The organism is Fructilactobacillus sp. X2R5C2 (assembly GCF_059901375.1).
The window spans coordinates 127,865-146,359 of the sequence record NZ_JBWXUX010000003.1 but is presented as its reverse complement, the minus strand read 5'-3'; the positions used below and the strand labels follow the sequence as shown (position 1 = coordinate 146,359).

Below are 18,495 nucleotides of genomic sequence, written 5' to 3'. Positions count from 1 at the left end.
TTATCCTCCCTTCAAGTTAATTACTATTAACTACACTGTCACCCTTAGCCGAGGGCTTAAAGGTGCTTGCAAATTCTTGAATTGCACTGTTTAATTTCTTCTCATCTGGAAGATCACCAGTCTTCTTAATGGTCTCAAGTAAGTCAGAATAACTAGCATCAAAGAATTTGAAAATCTCATCCTGGAATCTTAAAACATCATCAACTGCGATCTTGTCTAAGTAACCATGAGTTAAGCAATACAAAATCAAAACTTGTTTTTCAACTGGTAGTGGAGAATGAAGTGGTTGTTTTAATACTTCCACCATTCTAGCACCACGATCCAGTTTAGCTTTAGTAGCTTCATCAAGATCAGAACCAAATTGAGCAAATGATTCTAGTTCATGATATGAAGCAAGATCCAAACGTAATGTACCAGCAACTTTCTTCATTGCCTTGATTTGAGCATCTCCACCAACACGAGAAACTGAAGTACCAGCATCAACAGCTGGACGATCTCCAGAATAGAACATGTCAGAATTTAAGAAGATCTGACCATCGGTAATCGAAATTACGTTGGTTGGAATATAAGCTGAAACATCCCCTGCTTGAGTTTCAACGATTGGAAGAGCGGTCATTGAACCGCCACCCATCTTGTCACTCAATTTAGCAGCACGTTCAAGTAAACGTGAGTGAGTGTAGAAAATGTCACCAGGATATGCTTCACGGCCAGGTGGACGTCTCAAAATTAAGGAAAGTTCACGATAAGCATTAGCTTGTTTCGTTAAATCATCGAAAACAATCAGAACATCTTTTCCTTTATCCATGAAGTATTCACCCATTGTTGCACCAGCATATGGAGCAATGTAAAGCAATGGGGCAGGTTCAGATGGACCAGCTGACATGACAATCGTGTAATCCATCGCACCATACTTTTGGAGCGTGTTTACTTGTTGTCTAACAGTTGAATCTTTTTGTCCAATTGAAACGTAAATACAAATCATATCTTGATCTTTTTGATTCAAGATCGTATCAATCGCAATTGAAGTCTTACCAGTTTTTCTATCACCAATGATCAGCTCACGCTGACCTCTACCAATTGGAACCAAAGCATCAATTGATTTGATACCAGTTTGTAGTGGTTGTTTAACACTTTGACGTTGCATGATTCCGGGTGCTTTTTTCTCAATTGGAGCAGTTTGATCAGTCTTGATCTCACCTTTACCATCAATTGGTTGACCTAATGAGTTAACAACTCGTCCAACCATGTTGTCTCCAACAGGAACTTCCATGATTCTTCCGGTTCTTTTAACACTGTCACCTTCACGAATACCTGTAAAGTCACCTAAAACAACGATACCAACTTCGTTGCTTTCGAGGTTTTGCACCATTCCATAAACACCGTTTTGGAACTCCAGTAATTCACCGGATAAAGCATTATCTAGACCATATGCACGAGCGACACCATCACCAACATAGGTAACAACACCGGTTTCGTCGACGTTAAGTTCGTCTTTGTAGCCATCTAATTGTTTTTTAATTAGGGCACTAATTTCTTCAGCCTTAATGCTCATAAAAGTTTCACCTCTTCAATATAGATATCTTATCGACTAAGAGAGCAGTTTTCGCACTTCTTTAATCTTTGTTCGAACGCTTCCGTCGTAAACAACGTTATCAGACGACAAGATTGCGCCGCCAATGATACTACTGTCTACTTTCGCAGACAAATCAACCGTCTTAGCACCAACTCGTTGAGCAAATGTTTGGGTTAATTTATCTTTCTCTTCGTCATTCATTGGAACTGCTGTAACTACGCTAGCACGCACGATTCCTTGTTTCTTATCATATAATTTGCCAAATTCATCAATAATCGCGACCATATCATTAATACGTCCATAGTCATAAACCATTTTTACGAAATTCTTGACGTACTCAGAAGTTGCGCCATCAATCAAAGAATTAATGATCGAATCTTTTTGCTTAAGATCAAGAACTGGACCAGCCAATGCCATTGATAAACTAGGATCATTTTGAAAAACAGCTTTAATAGCCATTAATTCAGCGTTTCCAGTTTCCAATTCATTGTGTTCTTCCAGGACTTGAAACAACGCATTAGAATATCTTTTGGCAAGCGTAACCTTATCTAGACTCATTTGGATTACCTAGCCCTTCAATATAAGAATCGATTAATGCTTTTTGATCATCAGCATTTAAGTTCTTCTTAATGATTTTGGAAGCAATCTCAATAGATAAATCTGCCACATCATCTTTAGTACTTGCTAAAGCGTCTTCACGTTCTTGTTCGATATCTTTATGAGCCTTATCTTTTAAACCTTTAGCATCATTTTGAGCATCGGAAATAATTGTGTCTCGACGTTTTTGACCAGCTTGTTCAGCATCACTAACGATTTTAGTTGCTTCGTCATGCGAGTTCTGTAATGCATCGGCACGTTCTTTTGCTAACTTAGCAGCGTCGTTACGTGATTTTTCAGCAGAATCAATATCGTTGGCAATCTTAGTTGAACGATCTTGCATCATTTTGGTAATTGGCTTCCAAGCGAAAATCTTAACAATCCACATTAGAAGTAAGAACAAAATGGCATAAAACAACATATCACCAACGTTGAATCCAGCCGCAATAACTAAATGTGTATACATCTATTGACACCTCCTTTTTCTAAACTAAGAAAATGTTTTCTTTATTTGTTCATAACCAAGAAGGCAACAACAAAGGCCAAGATGGGCATAACTTCGACTAAGGCAACACCAATGAACATGTTAGTTCTAAGTGTACCTGATAATTCTGGTTGACGTGCCATACCTTCAAGCATCTTGGAAATAATTAAACCGTCACCAATTCCGGCACCAATAGCGGCACCACACATTGCGATTCCAGCAGCAATAGCTCCCATAATATAATCCTCCTATTTTCTTATTCCTCAATTGATAATTTTTGAGAAACATATACAGATGATAATGTTACAAATACATAGGCTTGAATACAGCCAATAAACACTGAGAATCCTTGCCATGCCAATTCAAGCGGGGCAGCGACCGGAACCAGCCACAATCCATTTGAAAATGCTAAATTAGCAATTATTCCGGCCAACAATTCTCCAGCAAAAATATTCCCATAAACACGAATTCCAAGCGTTAAGAAGTTCGTAAGCTCCTCAAGCAGGTTGATTGGTAGGAACAAGAAGACAGGTTGTAAGAATCCCTTAAAGTGTCCCTTGTAACCCAACTTTTCAACACCACTATACATAGCAAATGTCAGAGACATTAATGAGAACGTTAAGGCAACGATTGGATCAGCCGTTGGACTCTTAACATAAACAATGTTACCTACCTGAATATGTATAAACAGTCCAAGCAGGTTAGCTATTAAGATGAAATAGAATAGCGTAAAAGCCCATAGTCCATATTTCTTAGGTGCATCATTTCCGATCGTTGACTTTATAATTCCATTTGTAAAATCAATCATGTACTCCAATAAATTTTGTTTACCCTTTGGCTTCAACTGCAGGTTTCTCGAGCAGACAAATATAAACGCAAACAAAATGACAGCCACAATCACACCAGAAATCATATTGCTGACGTTGAAAGTAAGACCTAAAAATTGAAAAGTACGAGTTGGCTCCACAGATATCACCTCTTTTCGCAACTATTATCACTCGCAATAAAAAACGTGCCATAAAAAAGTAGTTGAATAATTGCGATTCATTATTTAAATAAGTCACATGCTCACTTATTCAAATCTGATGAAATAATACCACCATTCTGAGCAAATTTCAAAGCTATAAAGCACCAAAAATTCTAATTTTATAGTCTCTATAACAATTGTTACACAATCGCAGTTTATAAAACTCAAATACCACCTTTAAGTAAAGCAATCCAACAAAAAAAGTGGGAGTTAACTCGCTCTCACTTAAAATTAATATTTATTTAGTACCAAACAAACGATCTCCGGCATCACCTAAACCAGGAACAATGTATCCATGGTCAAGATGATCATCAAGCGCCGCCGCATAGATGTCAACATCCGGTTCGGCTTTTTGAACCGCTTTAACACCCTCTGGAGCCGCAACCAAACAAACAAATTTGATGTTCTTAGGGTTAGCGCCATGTTTCTTTAATGCATCAAGGGCCATGATTGCTGAACCACCCGTGGCAAGCATCGGATCAACCACAAAGATTTGTCGTTCGCCAATATCACTTGGTAATTTTAGAAAGTATTCATGTGGTTGAAAGGTCTTTTCATCACGATACATCCCGATATGGCCAACTTTTGCCGTTGGAATCAAATCAAGAACTCCATCAACCATTCCAATTCCAGCTCTAAGAATTGGAACTACGGCAACTTTTTTGCCAGCTAATTTCTTAGCGTGCGCAGTTCCCTCAGGTGTCTCAACTTCAACGTCTTTAAGCGGCATATCACGAGCAACTTCAAAAACCATCAAACTAGCAATCTCATTGACGACTTCTCTAAACTCACGTGTCCCGCAATTCTTATCTCTAATAATGCTTAATTTATGTTGGATCAACGGATGATCCATTACGTGAAACTCGCCCATAACGCACTCTCCTCTTTGTATTATATTTATCAATATTATAACACAAGGAACAAACAAAAATTTCTAGAATCCTATCGGGTAATGGGATTCTCCTTACACAACTTTGCTACTTCACCCTTAATTTGTGCTAACACGCTCGGGTCGTCATAATTATCAATTGCTTTAATAATTAAATCTGCAACTTTTCTAGAATCGTCCTCATCAAATCCCCTTGAGGTAATAGCAGGAGTTCCAATTCGCAAACCACTCGTTAAAGTTGGTTTTAACTTTTCATTTGGAATTGCTTCCTTGTTAGTAGTGATCATTAACGAATCCAACATGTCTTGAACCTGCTTTCCATTCAAACCAGTATCGGTTAGATCCACGGTCATCAAATGATTATCAGTTCCACCTGAAACTACTCTTAGATGATCTGATTGGTTAAATTCATCAGCCATCGCGTTTGCGTTTTTAAGGATTTGTTTGGAATAGTCAAGAAAGTCAGGTTGTAAATCTTCATGAAAAGCGACTGCTTTCGCAGCAATTACCTGTTCCAGTGGTCCACCTTGAGTGCCAGGGAAAACCGCCGACTTAATTTTCTTAGAATACTTTTCCTGACTTAAAATCATTCCTCCACGAGGACCCCTTAAAGTCTTGTGAGTAGTGGTAGTAACTACATCGGCAATTCCAACTGGACTGGGATGCAATCCAGCTGCCACTAAACCAGCAATATGAGCCATATCTACCATTAAATACGCTCCAACACTATCGGCAATTTTACGAAACTGCTTCCAATCAATGATTCGACTATAAGCCGAGGCCCCCGCAACAATAATTTGGGGTTGGACTTCTTCAGCAATCTTCTGAATATTGTCATAGTCCAATTGTTCAGTTTGTGGATCAACTCCGTAAGTAAATGATTGGTAAATCTTACCAGAAAAGTTAACTTTAGCACCGTGAGACAAGTGTCCCCCAGCATTTAAATCCATTCCAAGAATTTTTTCACCTGGTTTTAGAAAAGCAGCATAAGCTGCCTGGTTAGCTTGAGACCCGGAATGAGGTTGAACGTTTACGTATTCCGCACCAAATAGTTCTTTTGCTCTATTAATGGCTAAAGTCTCAACCTTATCAACATACTCACATCCACCATAATATCGATGACCAGGATATCCTTCTGCGTACTTATTGGTTAAAACTGAACCTTGCGCAGCCCGAACACCCTTCGAAGCAATATTTTCGGAAGCAATGAGCTCGATCGTGTTATCCTGACGCTTTTTTTCGTCATGAATGGCATCCCAGAGCTCAGGATCCATTTTTTCGTAGTCTTTATTTGTCATATTATCAACCCCAATTTATTAGTTGAGTCAATTATACTTATTCAAAGTGTTTTTGTCCCGCTGATTTATTTAATCGATTCATATAGGCTTCTCCCAATTCAGTCGCAGGAAATCCCTGTGTCAGAATATTGTCGACACCATCTTCTAGGTCAAAATGGCGTAAGCCGGCAAAAAGTAAGTGACTAGCGGTTGAAACATCTTTTCCTAAACTATACAATTCAGCATTTTGGGGCCAATTAATCGAATCAATCACATCATCCGTGGCCATTACACCCACAGTTTCATCCTGACCTTTAATCCAATCAGCAGCACGTTTCCAGTCATCTTTATGATCAACAACCTGAACCTGTGCATCCGGAGCATAATGACGATACTTCATTCCGGGAGCCTTTGGAACTTGATCGGCACTCACATGGTGCACAGCATCATCCACCGGTCCAATCACCCGCTCAATTTGATCCACGGTAACAGCACCAGGTCGAAGAATGGCAGGTTTATCAGTCGACATGTCAATGACCGTCGACTCAACACCAAAATCGGTGGCCCCATCATCTAAGATCCCAGCAATCTTACCATTTAAATCATGATAAACATGCTTAGCAAGGGTCGGACTTGGCTTGCCCGAGGTATTAGCAGATGGTCCTACAAGTGGAACTCCAGCAGCTTGAATTAAGTTCAAAGTAGATTGTTTATTCGGGTTTCGAAAGGCAGCAGTATCAAGCCCTCCAGTAACCTCTTTTGCAAGAGCCCCTGGCTTTAATTTCAAAATAATGGTCAATGGACCTGGCCAAAACGTCTTCATCAACTTTTTGACGTTTTCATCTAGTGGTTGGGCATACTTCTCAACCGTCTCAACGTCAGCAACGTGCACAATTAATGGATTGTCACTTGGACGTCCTTTAGCTTTATAAACCTTCTTCACAGCCGAGACATTAGTAGCATCTGCTCCTAATCCATAGACCGTTTCGGTTGGAAATGAGACCAAATTACCCTTTTTAAGCTCAGCTGCTGCCGCTTGAATTTGATCCGGTGTAAATATCTTAGTATCCATCTTATTCATTCTCCTTATTTCATTTTAATCATCCGATCACGCATCGCCATGTCTTTTCTTAGACGAACCGATCGGTCAGGGTTATCAGCCTCTAGCAAACGTTTGACTGAATTTCCCTGTTTAAAGCCAATCTCTAAATAAAGTGAACCATTCTTCTTTAAGTAAGCATGAATGTTCTTTGCAATCTTTTGGTAAACCGCAAGACCATGATCTTGTGCAAAGAGTGCCTGACGTGGTTCATACTCTAAGACACTTTCATCCATATACTTAATTTCATCTTTAGCGACATATGGCGGATTAGAAACAATTAAATCAAATCTTTGTCCGTTAAAAGAATCGAATAGATCGCTTTCAACCATTTTCACCTCAGCATGATTGGCTATTGCGTTTGCTTGAGCTACTTTTAGCGCGGCTTCAGAAACATCCGAACCCGTTACGTTCCACTTAGGACGTTGCTTTTTTAACGAAATTGCGATGGCACCACTTCCAGTTCCCAAGTCTAAAACACTTATCGGCTGGTCATCGTGCTCATTTAAGACCCATTCCACCAACTCCTCGGTCTCAGGTCTTGGAATTAAGACATTTGGATTAACCTGAAAGTGATATCCGTAAAATTCTGTCGTTCCAATGACATACTGAAGTGGTTCATAATTAAGGATCCGATTTACCATTTGAATAAACTGACTTTGCTGATCATCAGTTAAATTCAACCGATAATTCATCAGTAAGTTGGTTAGATTCCACCCCATTAATGACCTCATCAACCAACGTCCCTGGTCGGGATCCAAATTTTTCTCCTTAAGACGCAAAGAAGCCCAATTAAGGGCTTCAAAAACGGTGGCATTCTTTTTAAGCTTCTGAATCATTTAACTTCTCCAGCTTTTTAGCCTGATCAGAAACAATTAGGGCATCAATAATGTCATCTAAATCACCATCCATAATCTTGTCTAACTTATTTAAAGTTAAACCAATGCGGTGATCAGTGACCCGATTTTGCGGATAATTGTAAGTACGAATTCTTTCAGAACGATCCCCCGTCCCAATCGCATCCTTACGCTTTTCATCATATTCATTTTGTTCTTTTTGCTTGTAGTAATCGTAAACCCGCGCTTTTAAAACTCGCATTGCCTTAGCCCGGTTTTGCTGTTGGGAACGTTCATCTTGCATGGCAACCACAATTCCAGTTGGTAAGTGGGTCATCCGCACCGCTGATGATGTTTTATTAATATGTTGTCCACCAGCTCCTGAAGAACGATAAACATCCGTCCGAATGTCACCGGGATCAATGTCAATATCAACGTCTTCCTCTTCTGGCATTACACCAACAGTGGCCGTTGAAGTGTGAACTCGTCCAGCCGACTCAGTGGAAGGAATCCGTTGAACCCGATGGGCACCATTTTCATACTTTAACTTAGAATAAACCTTATCACCAGTAATCATCAAAACGATCTCTTTGAATCCACCAACTTCAGTGTCAGTCTCATCAATCACTTCAATCTTCCATCCCTGTCGTTCTGCGTACTTGGTGTACATATTATACAGATCCGCAGCAAACAAACTAGCTTCATCACCACCAGCAGCACCACGAATCTCCATGATGATGTTCTTTTCGTCATTAGGATCTTTAGGAATCAACAGCAGTTTCATTTGCTCTTCTAACTTTGCTTTTTGATCCTTTAGATCACTAATCTCGGACTTAACCATCTCTTCCATCTCACTGTCGAGCTTTTCTCTGAGCATGGTCTCATCGTCATCCAACTGTTTACTAATCTTTTTATACTTGTTATAAGTTTCAACCGTTTCTCTGAGGCTACCCTCTTCTTTCGACAGCTTCATGAACTTTTGTGTATCAGCAATTATTTCCGGATCACTAATTAATTCATTCAGTTCATCGTATCTGTCAGAAACGGATTGCAATTTATCAAAAATCTTATCCATATCGGCTTCAGCCATTTTATTACTCCTTACTCTTCTGTGCTTCGATTGGCGGATTAAAGTAATGGTAGCGACAAACTGGGTAATAGGACTCATTGCCGCCCATAAAAATCTGTTCACCCTCATAAACAGGCTTCCCGTCATGGACTCTAAGATTCATAATTGCCTTTTTTTCACAGAACCAGCAAATTGTTTTCATCTCTTCAATTTTATCCGCATACAACAGTAAATACTTTGAGCCCTCAAATAATTTGTTCTGAAAATCATTTTTGAGCCCAAATGCCATGACCGGGATATGTAATTGATCTACCACTTCAGTTAATTCGAAGATGTGATGTTTATTTAAGAATTGCGCCTCATCAACTAACACACAACTGATGGGTTCATCGCGCTTTTCAATCTCTGCTTTGACCATCTTAAGTGCGTCAGAATCAGCATTAATTGAGAGGGCCTTACGCGTTAAGCCAATCCGAGAAGCAATGGTACCCTTCTTCTCCCTGGTATCGACCCCACTGGTCATCAAAATAACTGATTTACCCTGCTCCTCATAATTATGGGCCACTTTGATTATTTCGATTGATTTTCCGCTATTCATTGCTCCATATCGAAAGAATAATTGCGCCAAACTATCACCCTTTTCTCTTTTTCACTAACTGTTTCATTATATCGAATTTACCACCTTTTCGCATCCAAATTCAAAATTTGTTCTACCATTGTAAATTGCTTTTTTTTAAATTAGCCGCTATTCTACTTATAAGAGTGATTTTATGCTAAAATATTTTTTGATTGTGTAAAACTAATCATTTCTCAAGGAGAACCCATTTATGTCATTTCAGAGTAGAATTGCCACCATGGCTGGTAAGTCATCTTACTGGTTTTTGCATAACTTTTTGCACCGTGGTAGCTCATTACCAGGAAAAATAACCACTGCAATTGATCCCAATATTTTAAAAACTCTAGGCAAAAATTACGATGTTATCATCGTTTCTGGTACCAACGGAAAAACGCTGACGACCGCTTTAATCGTCCAGGTCTTAAAGGAAGAATATAGTCAGATTTTAACTAATCCAACGGGTTCAAATATGACCCAAGGAATTGTTTCAACCTTTCTCCAGGCCAAACATCCCAAATATGGTGAGAATCCAATTGCGGTCCTAGAGGTCGATGAAGCAAACGTGAAACCAGTGGTAGAAGCTATCAAACCCAAAATGTTTGTTTTAACCAACATCTTTCGAGATCAACTGGATCGGTATGGTGAAATTTACACCACTTATCAAAAAATTCTAAATGGAATTCTATTAGCACCAGACGCACTAGTAGTTGCCAACGGTGATTCGGCCATCTTTAATTCTAAAAAGATGCCTAATCAACAGATCTTTTACGGGTTTGAAGATCAACCCGCCGATAAAGATCTTAGAGCGGTTCCTAACACCGACGGAGTTCTTTGCCCGGTCTGTTCTCACATCATGCATTACCATTACATTACTTACGGAAACCTTGGCGACTACTTCTGCCCTAATTGTGGTTTTCATAGACCAGCACTAGAATACAAAGTTACTAAGGTTGTTGACGAAACTCCCACAAGCTCAACGTTTGATATCGATGGAAATCAATATTCCATTGACGTTGGTGGAACATACAACATCTATAACGCCCTGGCCGCCTATGCTGCAGGTCGTCAAATGGGAGTTCGACCCGATCAAATCAAGCATGCCTTTGAAACCAATAAGCGTTTGTTTGGAAGACAGGAAGAAATCAAGGTTGGCGACAAAGAAGTTACCATTGTTTTAGTTAAAAACCCTGTTGGACTTAACCAGGTAATTGATATGATCTCACACGAAAAAGATCCCTTCTCATTCGTCTTCCTCGAAAACGCTAACTACGCAGATGGAATCGACACAAGTTGGATCTGGGACGGTGATTTCGAACGACTTCCAAAAATGAACATTAAAAAATTCATCTCCGGTGGTGAACGGTACAAGGACATTACATTTAGACTCAAAGTTGCTGGAGTTCAAGATAAAGACCACCTAGTTGAGCCTAGCATTGATAAAGTACTCGAAAAAATTAAAACATTACCAACTAAAAAAGTGTATGTCCTAGCAACTTACACAGCAATGCTACAGTTTAGACATTTACTAGCACAAAAAGGATTCATTAAAGGAGGGATGGACTAATGACAAAAACCATTCGAGTCGCTCACCTGTACGGTGATTTAATGAATACTTATGGCGATATTGGTAACATTCTTTCGCTACGTTACTACGCCAAACAAATTGGTGTAGAAGTTACGTCAAACGTTGTCAGTCTTGAAGAAGATTTTAACGCGGATGATTATGATTTCATGGTATTTGGTGGTGGTCAAGATTTCGAACAAACCATCGTTTCTAAAGATATTCAGACTAAAAAAGATGAAATCAAACGATTCATTGAACAAGGTAAACCGGTCATTGCCATTTGTGGTGGCTTCCAGCTTCTAGGTAACTACTATGTTGCTGCTAATGGTAAGAAATTACCCGGAATTGGCGCCCTTGATCACTATACTGATGCCATGAAAGATAACCGTTTTATTGGTAATATTGAAATTCAAAATGAACAAACCAAAGAAAAGTACCACGGTTTCGAAAACCATGCCGGAGTGACCTACTTAGGTCCAAGCGAGCGTGCTCTGGGGAAAGTCATTAAAGGACACGGAAACAACGGTAAAGATGGAACAGAAGGTGCCATCTACAAAAATACCGTTTGTACCTACTTCCATGGTCCAATCCTAGCGCGAAATGGCAATCTAGCCAAAAGAATGATGTTTCACGCCCTGGAAAAGAAATATCCAGAGACTGATTTTACAAGCGAAAAGCCCAAAGTTAAGGTTGATTCATTTTAAAATTAAAGCACTACCAACTAGTTGGTAGTGCTTATTTTTTACATAAAATGAATGAATGGACGACCACCAGCCAGCATAATCCCGATGATTGCGACAATAATAATCGCAACAATGGTAATCCACAAAAATGTTTTTGATAGTTTTTGTTGTGATTTAAAAGCAAATGCCATTTCAATTAAACCAATCAACAGTAGTGCGCAAATAATTTTAACAATCGTCAGAATCGGATCACGTCCCCAGGCATACGGAACTAAGAAAATTCCTGAGATGATTAAAATTACATAACATAATCTAGCAATCATGGTCATGGCCTTAAAGTGCCAGTTTGAAAAAAGCGCAATACAAACTGCAATAAATAAAACCAACCATATAAGTAAATGAATCCAAACGAGCATCATAACACTTCCTTATTTAGCTTACCTTCATTATACACGTAAACCGTGCTGGATTTTTAGTTGTAATTCGTTAACACCATTCTTTGGTTATGGCATAATTACTGCAATTAAAGAAATGGTGTGATAAATATGAAAAATAATCAGTTTGCCCAGAAATCAGTTAATCTGAATACTGTTAAACAAGAGTTAGCCCAAATTGGATTCGATCCAGTAGAGATTGAAAATTCTAAGAACGTTGCAGATGCCTTTTTGAAATTACTTAAAAAAGCTCTCGTTAATGTGAATGATAAAAGCAGTCAAATTGAAAAATTAAATAATTTACTTGCAACCCCGGACCAACAACTAGGTAATTACTTAGTAAATAATGGTGAAATTAATCAACAGGTCTTTTATTTAGTTGTCCTTCAATTACTTCAGTTTCAAGCAGACGTTGATTTTAAAATCAATGATCCAATTTCAGCAATGAAAAAAATTAATTTAGCGTACATTTCCAAGACAGCAAAGTGGAATAAGAACGATCTTCTAAAAGCCTGGTATCTTCTCCTAACCACCCACACTAAAAATGGGCAAACATACCTAGATCACTTAGCCAATCAAGGCTTTTTTAAGGGAATTTCAAAAGAACATCCCCTCTTTTTTAACGGTAAAGCCCAGGCAATCTTTGAACCAAACGACCTAATCTACGAAACCGTCTACGTAGAAACAGACACTGATTCTGATAAAGATGGCAATGCCGACTTAATTAAAGTCGAGATCACTCGTCCTAAAACTTCATTCAAGTTAGGAACACTTTATACTGCCAGTCCCTACGATCAAGGAACTAATGATGATTGGGGCGAACAAATGACCCATAACGTAGATGAACCTCTTGCCCGAAAAGAACCCGACGATACCACGTACTCTGATATTCAGTATCAGAAACAACCACAAAAGTTCAGTACCAGAAAAATCATGGGCTTTTCCGATCATGCTACTGAACACCACACCCCTAAACCTGGTTACACCCTAAATGACTACTTCTTGATGCGCGGATATGCTGTGGTCTACTCTGCCGGAATTGGAACCAAGGATTCTGACGGGATCCAAACTTGTGGTTCACACGCTCAGACTGACGCTACCGTAGCGGTCATCGAATGGATTAATCATAAACGACGAGCATTTACTAATCGAACCGATAACATTGAGATAAAAGCTGACTGGTCTAATGGTAACGTAGCCATGACTGGTCGCTCTTACCTTGGAACACTGGCCAACGCAGCCGCCACTACCGGAGTGGATGGCCTTAAAACCATCATCTCAGAGGCGGCGATTTCATCTTGGTACGATTACTATCGTGAAAACGGACTAGTAATGGCCCCTGGTGGTTTTCAGGGTGAAGATGCTGATGTCCTGGCCGCTGAAACCTTTAGTCGAAGCTTAAATCCCGGGGATAATCTAAAAATTCGCCCCTTCTTTGATCGCTATCTGGCAAGTATGAAAAACTTAATGGATCGAACAACGGGTAACTATAATGAGTTCTGGGATGAACGAAATTATCGCAACGATGTTTCCAACATCAAAGCTGATGTATTAATCGTCCAAGGATTGAATGATTGGAACGTCAAACCAGTAAATGCTGCTAAACTATGGCAGGGAATTTCTCATCTTCCAATTAATAAAAAAATTATCCTGCACCAGGGTCAACACATTTATATCAACGCTTTTCGATCATTTGATTTTAATGACATCGTTAACATGTGGATTTCACACGAACTATACGACGTTGACAACGATGTAATGGAACAAATTCCCAATATGATCGTCCAGGATAACGTAAAGCCAGAAACTTGGACCAAGCAGAAAAGTTGGCTTGATAATAGCGGGAAAAAATATTACCTAAACCAACATGGATTAACTGATACTTCAAAAACAGGCCAACTAACTTATCATGATCAATTAGATCAAGCAGAATTTAAGCAATACCGTACCAGTCCCCAAAAATGGGCAAAAGACTTGCTTGATCAAAATGGCCCACTAAAAGCAAACCAACTTCTCTTCAAGACTCCTAATTTGACGGAAGACCAGATCATTTCTGGCTTTCCAAAGCTTCATTTAAGAATCGCAACGTCCAAGAATGTGGGACTTTTGTCAGCCCGACTGGTTGATTATGGAGAGGCTAACCGATTGAACGTTACCCCTACAACTCTTGTACCAAAGGGACTACTGCTAGGACACAAGTGGTATCCAGATGATCTAAGAGAATTTACCTTAAATAAACATCCCACACCTAATAAAATGATCTCATTTGGTCACATGAACCTTCAAAATCGGCATTCATCCTACCAAAATGATGAACTTGTACCCCATCAGTTTTATGATATCGACCTAACTTTCCAACCAACCTTTTACCATCTACCAGCTGGAAGAAAGTTAGGATTAGTCCTGTATGGAACTGATTTTCAAATGACACAACGTGGCAATCAGAAAATTGATTATACAATTGACCTAGAAAATAGTTATTTAAAAATTCCACACAAATAAAAAAAAGCACGTTTATTCTTTTTTAAGGGTAAACGTGCTTTTAATTAATTAAATAATTCATCAAGATACGTATTAATTAAATCATTGCGATCTTCCATAAAGTGTTCCCGTAATTGGGGGTGAACTCGATTTGATAAGAAAACAAACCCACTCTTTCGTTCACGAACAAGGACCATAACAACTCCTGTATATCCTGACTGCCAAATATATGGATTGTCATCATAATCCGCTAGGGCCCAACCAAACGAACGAGTTCCATCACCCATCGGAGTTTGATCGGTATATAGCTCATCAAAAGTCTCATTATTAAAGATGTTACTGCGGTCATTAATTTGCAACATCCATTGTGCAAAGCGCGATAAATCGTTGAGGGTACTAAACATCCCAGCTGAGCCACAGTCATCACCTAAAATCTGAGCTTTAGGATCATGAACTTTCCCTTGCAAGTTAGTCCCCGTTTTTTCGTTATAGGTCGTTGGAACCGACCGTTGGGCATCCGGGTGAAAGGTCGTCTCATTTAACCCCAACGGATTTAAGACCATCTGGGTAATTAAGGGTTGAATCGGAATTCCCATAACGAGTCCAGCAATCCAGCCTAAAAAAATGTAATTAACGTCTGCATACTTCATTTTTTTATCAAAATTATCACCCACGTGCAGTCCCAAAAGGGCCTCACGAAGTTGATTAATGTTCATTTCATTTCGATTAGGAATGTAGCCTTCAATCCCAGAAGTATGCGTTAGTAAATGTCTAATCGTAACTTCAGGATACTGCCATTCTGGCAGATAATCCGATACAGAATCATCCAGGTGAATGCGTCCGTCCTGAAGTAACCGCATGACCACTGGTAAAGTGCCAACTACCTTGGTTAATGAAGCAATGTCGTATACATCGTTCGGGCCAACAGGCTGTTCACTTGGCTCAACCTGCTTCAAGCCCACTTCGTCACTTTCAACGTTCATCCCAGTAATAAATGAAAATGAAGCTCCGGGGATACTTTGATCTTCAACCATTTGTTTAATTTTATTCTTTGTCTTTGAAAAATTCATTTTGTAATCTCCTAATAAAATCAATTATACTAGTCTTTTCAAAGATCGAGAAGTTCAAAAACTTTAAAATCGAATTATTGAGGATCATTAACTTTCAATGTCTGGTCAACATCCAACTTTTTCATTTCCGTTGCCCTTGGATCAAGAGTAGCCCGTGTCATTGTCAAGCATGTCGGAGTTTGAAGGTAGAGCGTCCTATTTTTAACATCATAACCAACCCAGTATTGCGTTGAATCGCTCTGTCCAGGAGTGTCAGGATTGCGACTGATTCCCTTTGGAACGATAAATGGTTTAAAACAATTGTACAGTGTACTGACTCCTTCAGCGTCGGAAAACTCATCAATGTTTTTAGCGATAAAAGTAGCTCGAACGAAACGGGATGGTGAGGTGTAGTCACCTGGTAAGCCAAACATACCGTAACCAGTTCCACCTTCAATTGGTTCAATGGGTAACTTCCCGCCAATCTTTGTGGCCTTTTGATTGTTGGCATCAAGTGAAATGTAATTTCTAAGATTGGTAGTATGAAAAGAGTATTCGGGACTGTTAGTCATCACACCTACGCTATCGTAAATCTTAAAACCACCGTTATTGGTTGCTTCTAAAACAATCGAATTTCCATTTTCATCAGAAAAAGTATAGTGCAGTTGAAGTTTGCCATTTTTACCATGGAAAACATAATCCCTATCAATTAATCCAGTCTTCTGGGCCAATTTTTTTACATCATCCAACGTTGCACATTGGGTCAAAACATAAGTCCCAAATTCTTCACCAAAAACAGGAGTTAAATGTCGTTTTTCTAAATTTTCAGCACTATCATGAGTGGTTTCTAAGAGAACTTGAAGATCTCCTGTAATTCCATGTTCATTAATGCCGTCAAAGAGGATACTTCCCTCATCAGGACCAACTCCCATGACCGCATATTGACTTTTCCAGTCCTTTAATTCTGACTTAATTATGTGATTTGCTGGAATATTCACGATTTTCGTTGGAACCGCAGCTTTTTCCTCTGGTGAATCAAAAAGTGGGACGATAAAGTCCATCGTTCTACCCCAAAACGGATGACCATCTTTTGACTTAATAATAATTGATGTACACATAAAACCATCCTCCTTAAATTTTTCAACAAAAAAAGCCCTCAAACGTGATGTTTGAAGACTCTATCATATTTGAATTACCCGTATGAGACTTGAACTCATAGCTCCGCCTTGAGAGGGCGACGTCTTAAACCAGTTTGACCAACGGGCAATAACTGAACAATTACATAGTTTACCCAATTTAAACCGGTCTGTCAACAAAGGAATGTTAAATTTTCTGTTGACAACTGTCCGGAAAGAATTGTAGTATATTAGATGTTCAATTATTGAGTATTCGCCAAATTGGTAAGGCAGCGGACTCTGAATCCGCAATTTACTGGTTCGAGCCCAGTATACTCAACTATAAATTTAAAACGTCATTTCAAGTATCCACTTGAGATGGCGTTTTTTAATGGATTAAAAAAGCATTTCATCACGAAATGCACTTCTTAAATGATTTTGATTTTACTAATAACTTCTGATTTCTTGAACCTTCCCTAAAATCGTTCGAGCAATTGGTCCAACGATAATAAGTTGAAGTGGTAAAGCCAAGATGACATTTCTAATCCAAGTAATTCCGAATGAAGTCAGATTTAAGCTTGAAATCCCTCCTTGAACGATAATGCCAAAAATTGACATGCATGTCACCATTCCTAAAACCATCAGAATGGAAATTCCTAGTGAAATCAGAAACGGTTTTTCTTCCATCTTCTCATTAAAGATAAATTTGAAGAAAATTTTCTTTGCGAGTGGACCAATAAAAAGTAAATCACAAAGCGCAGCGATTACTAATGCTAATGGATATCCTACTAGAACACTCTTAATAAACGTGGAGTCAATTCCACTACCTAACGCAATATTATAAGCTTCCATCACAAGGACCATCATTCCAGCCATTAGTCCAGTAAACAATAATTCTTCTTTAAAATCCTTTGGCATACTTAACCTCCTAATTTTTTAACAGTGATTAAACTATCATAAAGTAATTATTCATGTAAGTTAGTTTTATATCATGATGAAATCAAAAAAGATTAAACGTCGAAACGTTTAATCCCCTTTAATTAATTATTTGTTTATTACTTTCTCTGATAAAAATAATATAAAATACCGCAAACGATCAAAACTGCGTAAATAATACTGAGCGGCAAAACCTTAATGACAATTACTAGCGTTGCAATCGAAATAGCAACTGCAATCCACAAAATAATTTTGCCAATATCGGCATCATTAAATTGATGCGGTTCATGGTTTTGATTCTGATGTTGCTGGTAATTAGAATAATTGTAATTAGTATTTTGCTGATAAGAATCGTTGTTAGTACTAGAATCACGAGAATGTGACTCATAACTAGACTGGTCTGATCCTGTATACGATCCAAATCCAGAACTATAATTATTTTCTTTAATAATTTCGTATGCATTCGTAATTTCTTTGAACTTAGAAGCTGCATCTGGTGAGGGATTAACGTCTGGATGATACTTTTTGGCTAATTTGCGGTAGGCTTGGTCGACCTCCTGCTTGTCAGCAGTCGCAGGTAATCCCAAAATTGCATAATAGTAATCTAAATTTCCGTATGCCACCATAATCATCTCCACTCTTATGTCATTTCTCTTAATTCTACCAAACATTCCTTAACTAAGTTGGATAACGCTTGGTAAATAATTCTTCCATTATATTTAATTATATTCACCTTTTATAAGTTGATAAGTTGATCATTTTTTAA

At 38.7% G+C, this 18,495-nt stretch carries 19 protein-coding genes and 2 tRNA genes; 4 read left to right on the top strand and 17 right to left on the bottom strand.

What is annotated here, in order from left to right:
- Window positions 1-16: 16 nt before the first annotated feature.
- From atpA to AC6UD2_RS05120, 11 genes are all read right to left on the bottom strand, one after another.
- Entirely contained in the window at window positions 17-1,552 is a 1,536-nt protein-coding gene (atpA, locus tag AC6UD2_RS05170; protein WP_500698225.1) for a F0F1 ATP synthase subunit alpha, read from the bottom strand.
- A gap of 36 nt (window positions 1,553-1,588) precedes the next feature.
- Window positions 1,589-2,131: an ATP synthase F1 subunit delta gene (atpH, locus tag AC6UD2_RS05165; RefSeq protein WP_500698224.1), complete on the bottom strand. Its 543-nt coding sequence runs from the start codon at window positions 2,129-2,131 to the stop codon at window positions 1,589-1,591.
- Complete coding sequence (atpF, locus tag AC6UD2_RS05160; protein WP_010021949.1) at window positions 2,118-2,636, bottom strand: F0F1 ATP synthase subunit B; 519 nt, start codon at window positions 2,634-2,636, stop codon at window positions 2,118-2,120. Before atpF ends, atpH begins: the two co-directional genes overlap by 14 nt.
- 41 nt (window positions 2,637-2,677) lie before the next feature.
- On the bottom strand, window positions 2,678-2,890 hold the full coding sequence (atpE, locus tag AC6UD2_RS05155) for a F0F1 ATP synthase subunit C (protein WP_010021947.1): 213 nt from the start codon (window positions 2,888-2,890) through the stop codon (window positions 2,678-2,680).
- Window positions 2,891-2,910: 20 nt separating this feature from the next.
- Window positions 2,911-3,621 carry a F0F1 ATP synthase subunit A gene (atpB, locus tag AC6UD2_RS05150; RefSeq protein ID WP_010021945.1) on the bottom strand — a complete coding sequence of 237 codons (711 nt, stop codon included), beginning with the start codon at window positions 3,619-3,621 and terminating at the stop codon, window positions 2,911-2,913.
- Between the two features lie 298 nt (window positions 3,622-3,919).
- Complete coding sequence (gene upp / locus AC6UD2_RS05145) at window positions 3,920-4,552, bottom strand: uracil phosphoribosyltransferase (protein ID WP_039144350.1); 633 nt, start codon at window positions 4,550-4,552, stop codon at window positions 3,920-3,922.
- 71 nt (window positions 4,553-4,623) lie between these two features.
- The gene (glyA, locus tag AC6UD2_RS05140) at window positions 4,624-5,868 is read right to left on the bottom strand and encodes a serine hydroxymethyltransferase (protein ID WP_500698223.1); all 1,245 of its coding nucleotides are present in this window, start codon (window positions 5,866-5,868) and stop codon (window positions 4,624-4,626) included.
- 37 nt (window positions 5,869-5,905) lie between these two features.
- Window positions 5,906-6,919: an L-threonylcarbamoyladenylate synthase gene (locus AC6UD2_RS05135; protein ID WP_500698222.1), complete on the bottom strand. Its 1,014-nt coding sequence runs from the start codon at window positions 6,917-6,919 to the stop codon at window positions 5,906-5,908.
- 14 nt (window positions 6,920-6,933) lie between these two features.
- Window positions 6,934-7,785, bottom strand: a complete 852-nt coding sequence (prmC, locus tag AC6UD2_RS05130) for a peptide chain release factor N(5)-glutamine methyltransferase (protein ID WP_039144358.1) — start codon at window positions 7,783-7,785, stop codon at window positions 6,934-6,936.
- On the bottom strand, window positions 7,769-8,857 hold the full coding sequence (gene prfA / locus AC6UD2_RS05125; RefSeq protein ID WP_010021939.1) for a peptide chain release factor 1: 1,089 nt from the start codon (window positions 8,855-8,857) through the stop codon (window positions 7,769-7,771). Before prfA ends, prmC begins: the two co-directional genes overlap by 17 nt.
- Window positions 8,858-8,876: 19 nt before the next feature.
- Window positions 8,877-9,449, bottom strand: a complete 573-nt coding sequence (locus AC6UD2_RS05120) for a thymidine kinase (RefSeq protein WP_500698221.1) — start codon at window positions 9,447-9,449, stop codon at window positions 8,877-8,879.
- A gap of 229 nt (window positions 9,450-9,678) precedes the next feature.
- Here AC6UD2_RS05120 and AC6UD2_RS05115 point away from each other — a divergent pair, with 229 nt between their 5' ends.
- On the top strand, window positions 9,679-11,031 hold the full coding sequence (locus tag AC6UD2_RS05115; protein WP_500698220.1) for a MurT ligase domain-containing protein: 1,353 nt from the start codon (window positions 9,679-9,681) through the stop codon (window positions 11,029-11,031).
- Complete coding sequence (locus tag AC6UD2_RS05110; protein WP_010021936.1) at window positions 11,031-11,735, top strand: type 1 glutamine amidotransferase; 705 nt, start codon at window positions 11,031-11,033, stop codon at window positions 11,733-11,735. The genes AC6UD2_RS05115 and AC6UD2_RS05110 overlap by 1 nt, the downstream gene beginning before the upstream one ends.
- A gap of 38 nt (window positions 11,736-11,773) precedes the next feature.
- Here AC6UD2_RS05110 and AC6UD2_RS05105 read toward each other — a convergent pair whose 3' ends face one another.
- The gene (locus AC6UD2_RS05105; protein WP_500698219.1) at window positions 11,774-12,133 is read right to left on the bottom strand and encodes a DUF1516 family protein; all 360 of its coding nucleotides are present in this window, start codon (window positions 12,131-12,133) and stop codon (window positions 11,774-11,776) included.
- Between the two features lie 126 nt (window positions 12,134-12,259).
- Between AC6UD2_RS05105 and AC6UD2_RS05100 the strand changes: the two genes are divergently transcribed.
- A complete protein-coding gene (locus tag AC6UD2_RS05100; RefSeq protein WP_500698218.1) occupies window positions 12,260-14,650 on the top strand; it encodes a Xaa-Pro dipeptidyl-peptidase in 2,391 nt (796 codons plus the stop codon).
- 44 nt (window positions 14,651-14,694) lie between these two features.
- Here AC6UD2_RS05100 and AC6UD2_RS05095 read toward each other — a convergent pair whose 3' ends face one another.
- From AC6UD2_RS05095 to AC6UD2_RS05085, 3 genes are all read right to left on the bottom strand, one after another.
- Complete coding sequence (locus AC6UD2_RS05095; protein WP_039144372.1) at window positions 14,695-15,699, bottom strand: serine hydrolase domain-containing protein; 1,005 nt, start codon at window positions 15,697-15,699, stop codon at window positions 14,695-14,697.
- A 74-nt stretch (window positions 15,700-15,773) separates the two neighbouring features.
- The gene (locus tag AC6UD2_RS05090; RefSeq protein ID WP_500698217.1) at window positions 15,774-16,796 is read right to left on the bottom strand and encodes a linear amide C-N hydrolase; all 1,023 of its coding nucleotides are present in this window, start codon (window positions 16,794-16,796) and stop codon (window positions 15,774-15,776) included.
- A gap of 74 nt (window positions 16,797-16,870) precedes the next feature.
- A tRNA-Glu gene (locus tag AC6UD2_RS05085) sits at window positions 16,871-16,944 on the bottom strand.
- 116 nt (window positions 16,945-17,060) lie between these two features.
- Between AC6UD2_RS05085 and AC6UD2_RS05080 the strand changes: the two genes are divergently transcribed.
- Window positions 17,061-17,133, top strand: a tRNA-Gln gene (locus AC6UD2_RS05080).
- Between the two features lie 107 nt (window positions 17,134-17,240).
- On the opposite strand, the gene AC6UD2_RS05075 is transcribed toward AC6UD2_RS05080, so the two are convergent.
- Both AC6UD2_RS05075 and AC6UD2_RS05070 read right to left on the bottom strand, forming a co-directional pair.
- Window positions 17,241-17,711 (bottom strand): DUF2798 domain-containing protein, encoded by a 471-nt coding sequence (locus AC6UD2_RS05075; protein WP_500698216.1) that lies wholly within the window; start codon window positions 17,709-17,711, stop codon window positions 17,241-17,243.
- Window positions 17,712-17,848: 137 nt separating this feature from the next.
- Window positions 17,849-18,355, bottom strand: a complete 507-nt coding sequence (locus AC6UD2_RS05070) for a DnaJ domain-containing protein (RefSeq protein ID WP_500698215.1) — start codon at window positions 18,353-18,355, stop codon at window positions 17,849-17,851.
- Window positions 18,356-18,495 lie beyond the last annotated feature (140 nt).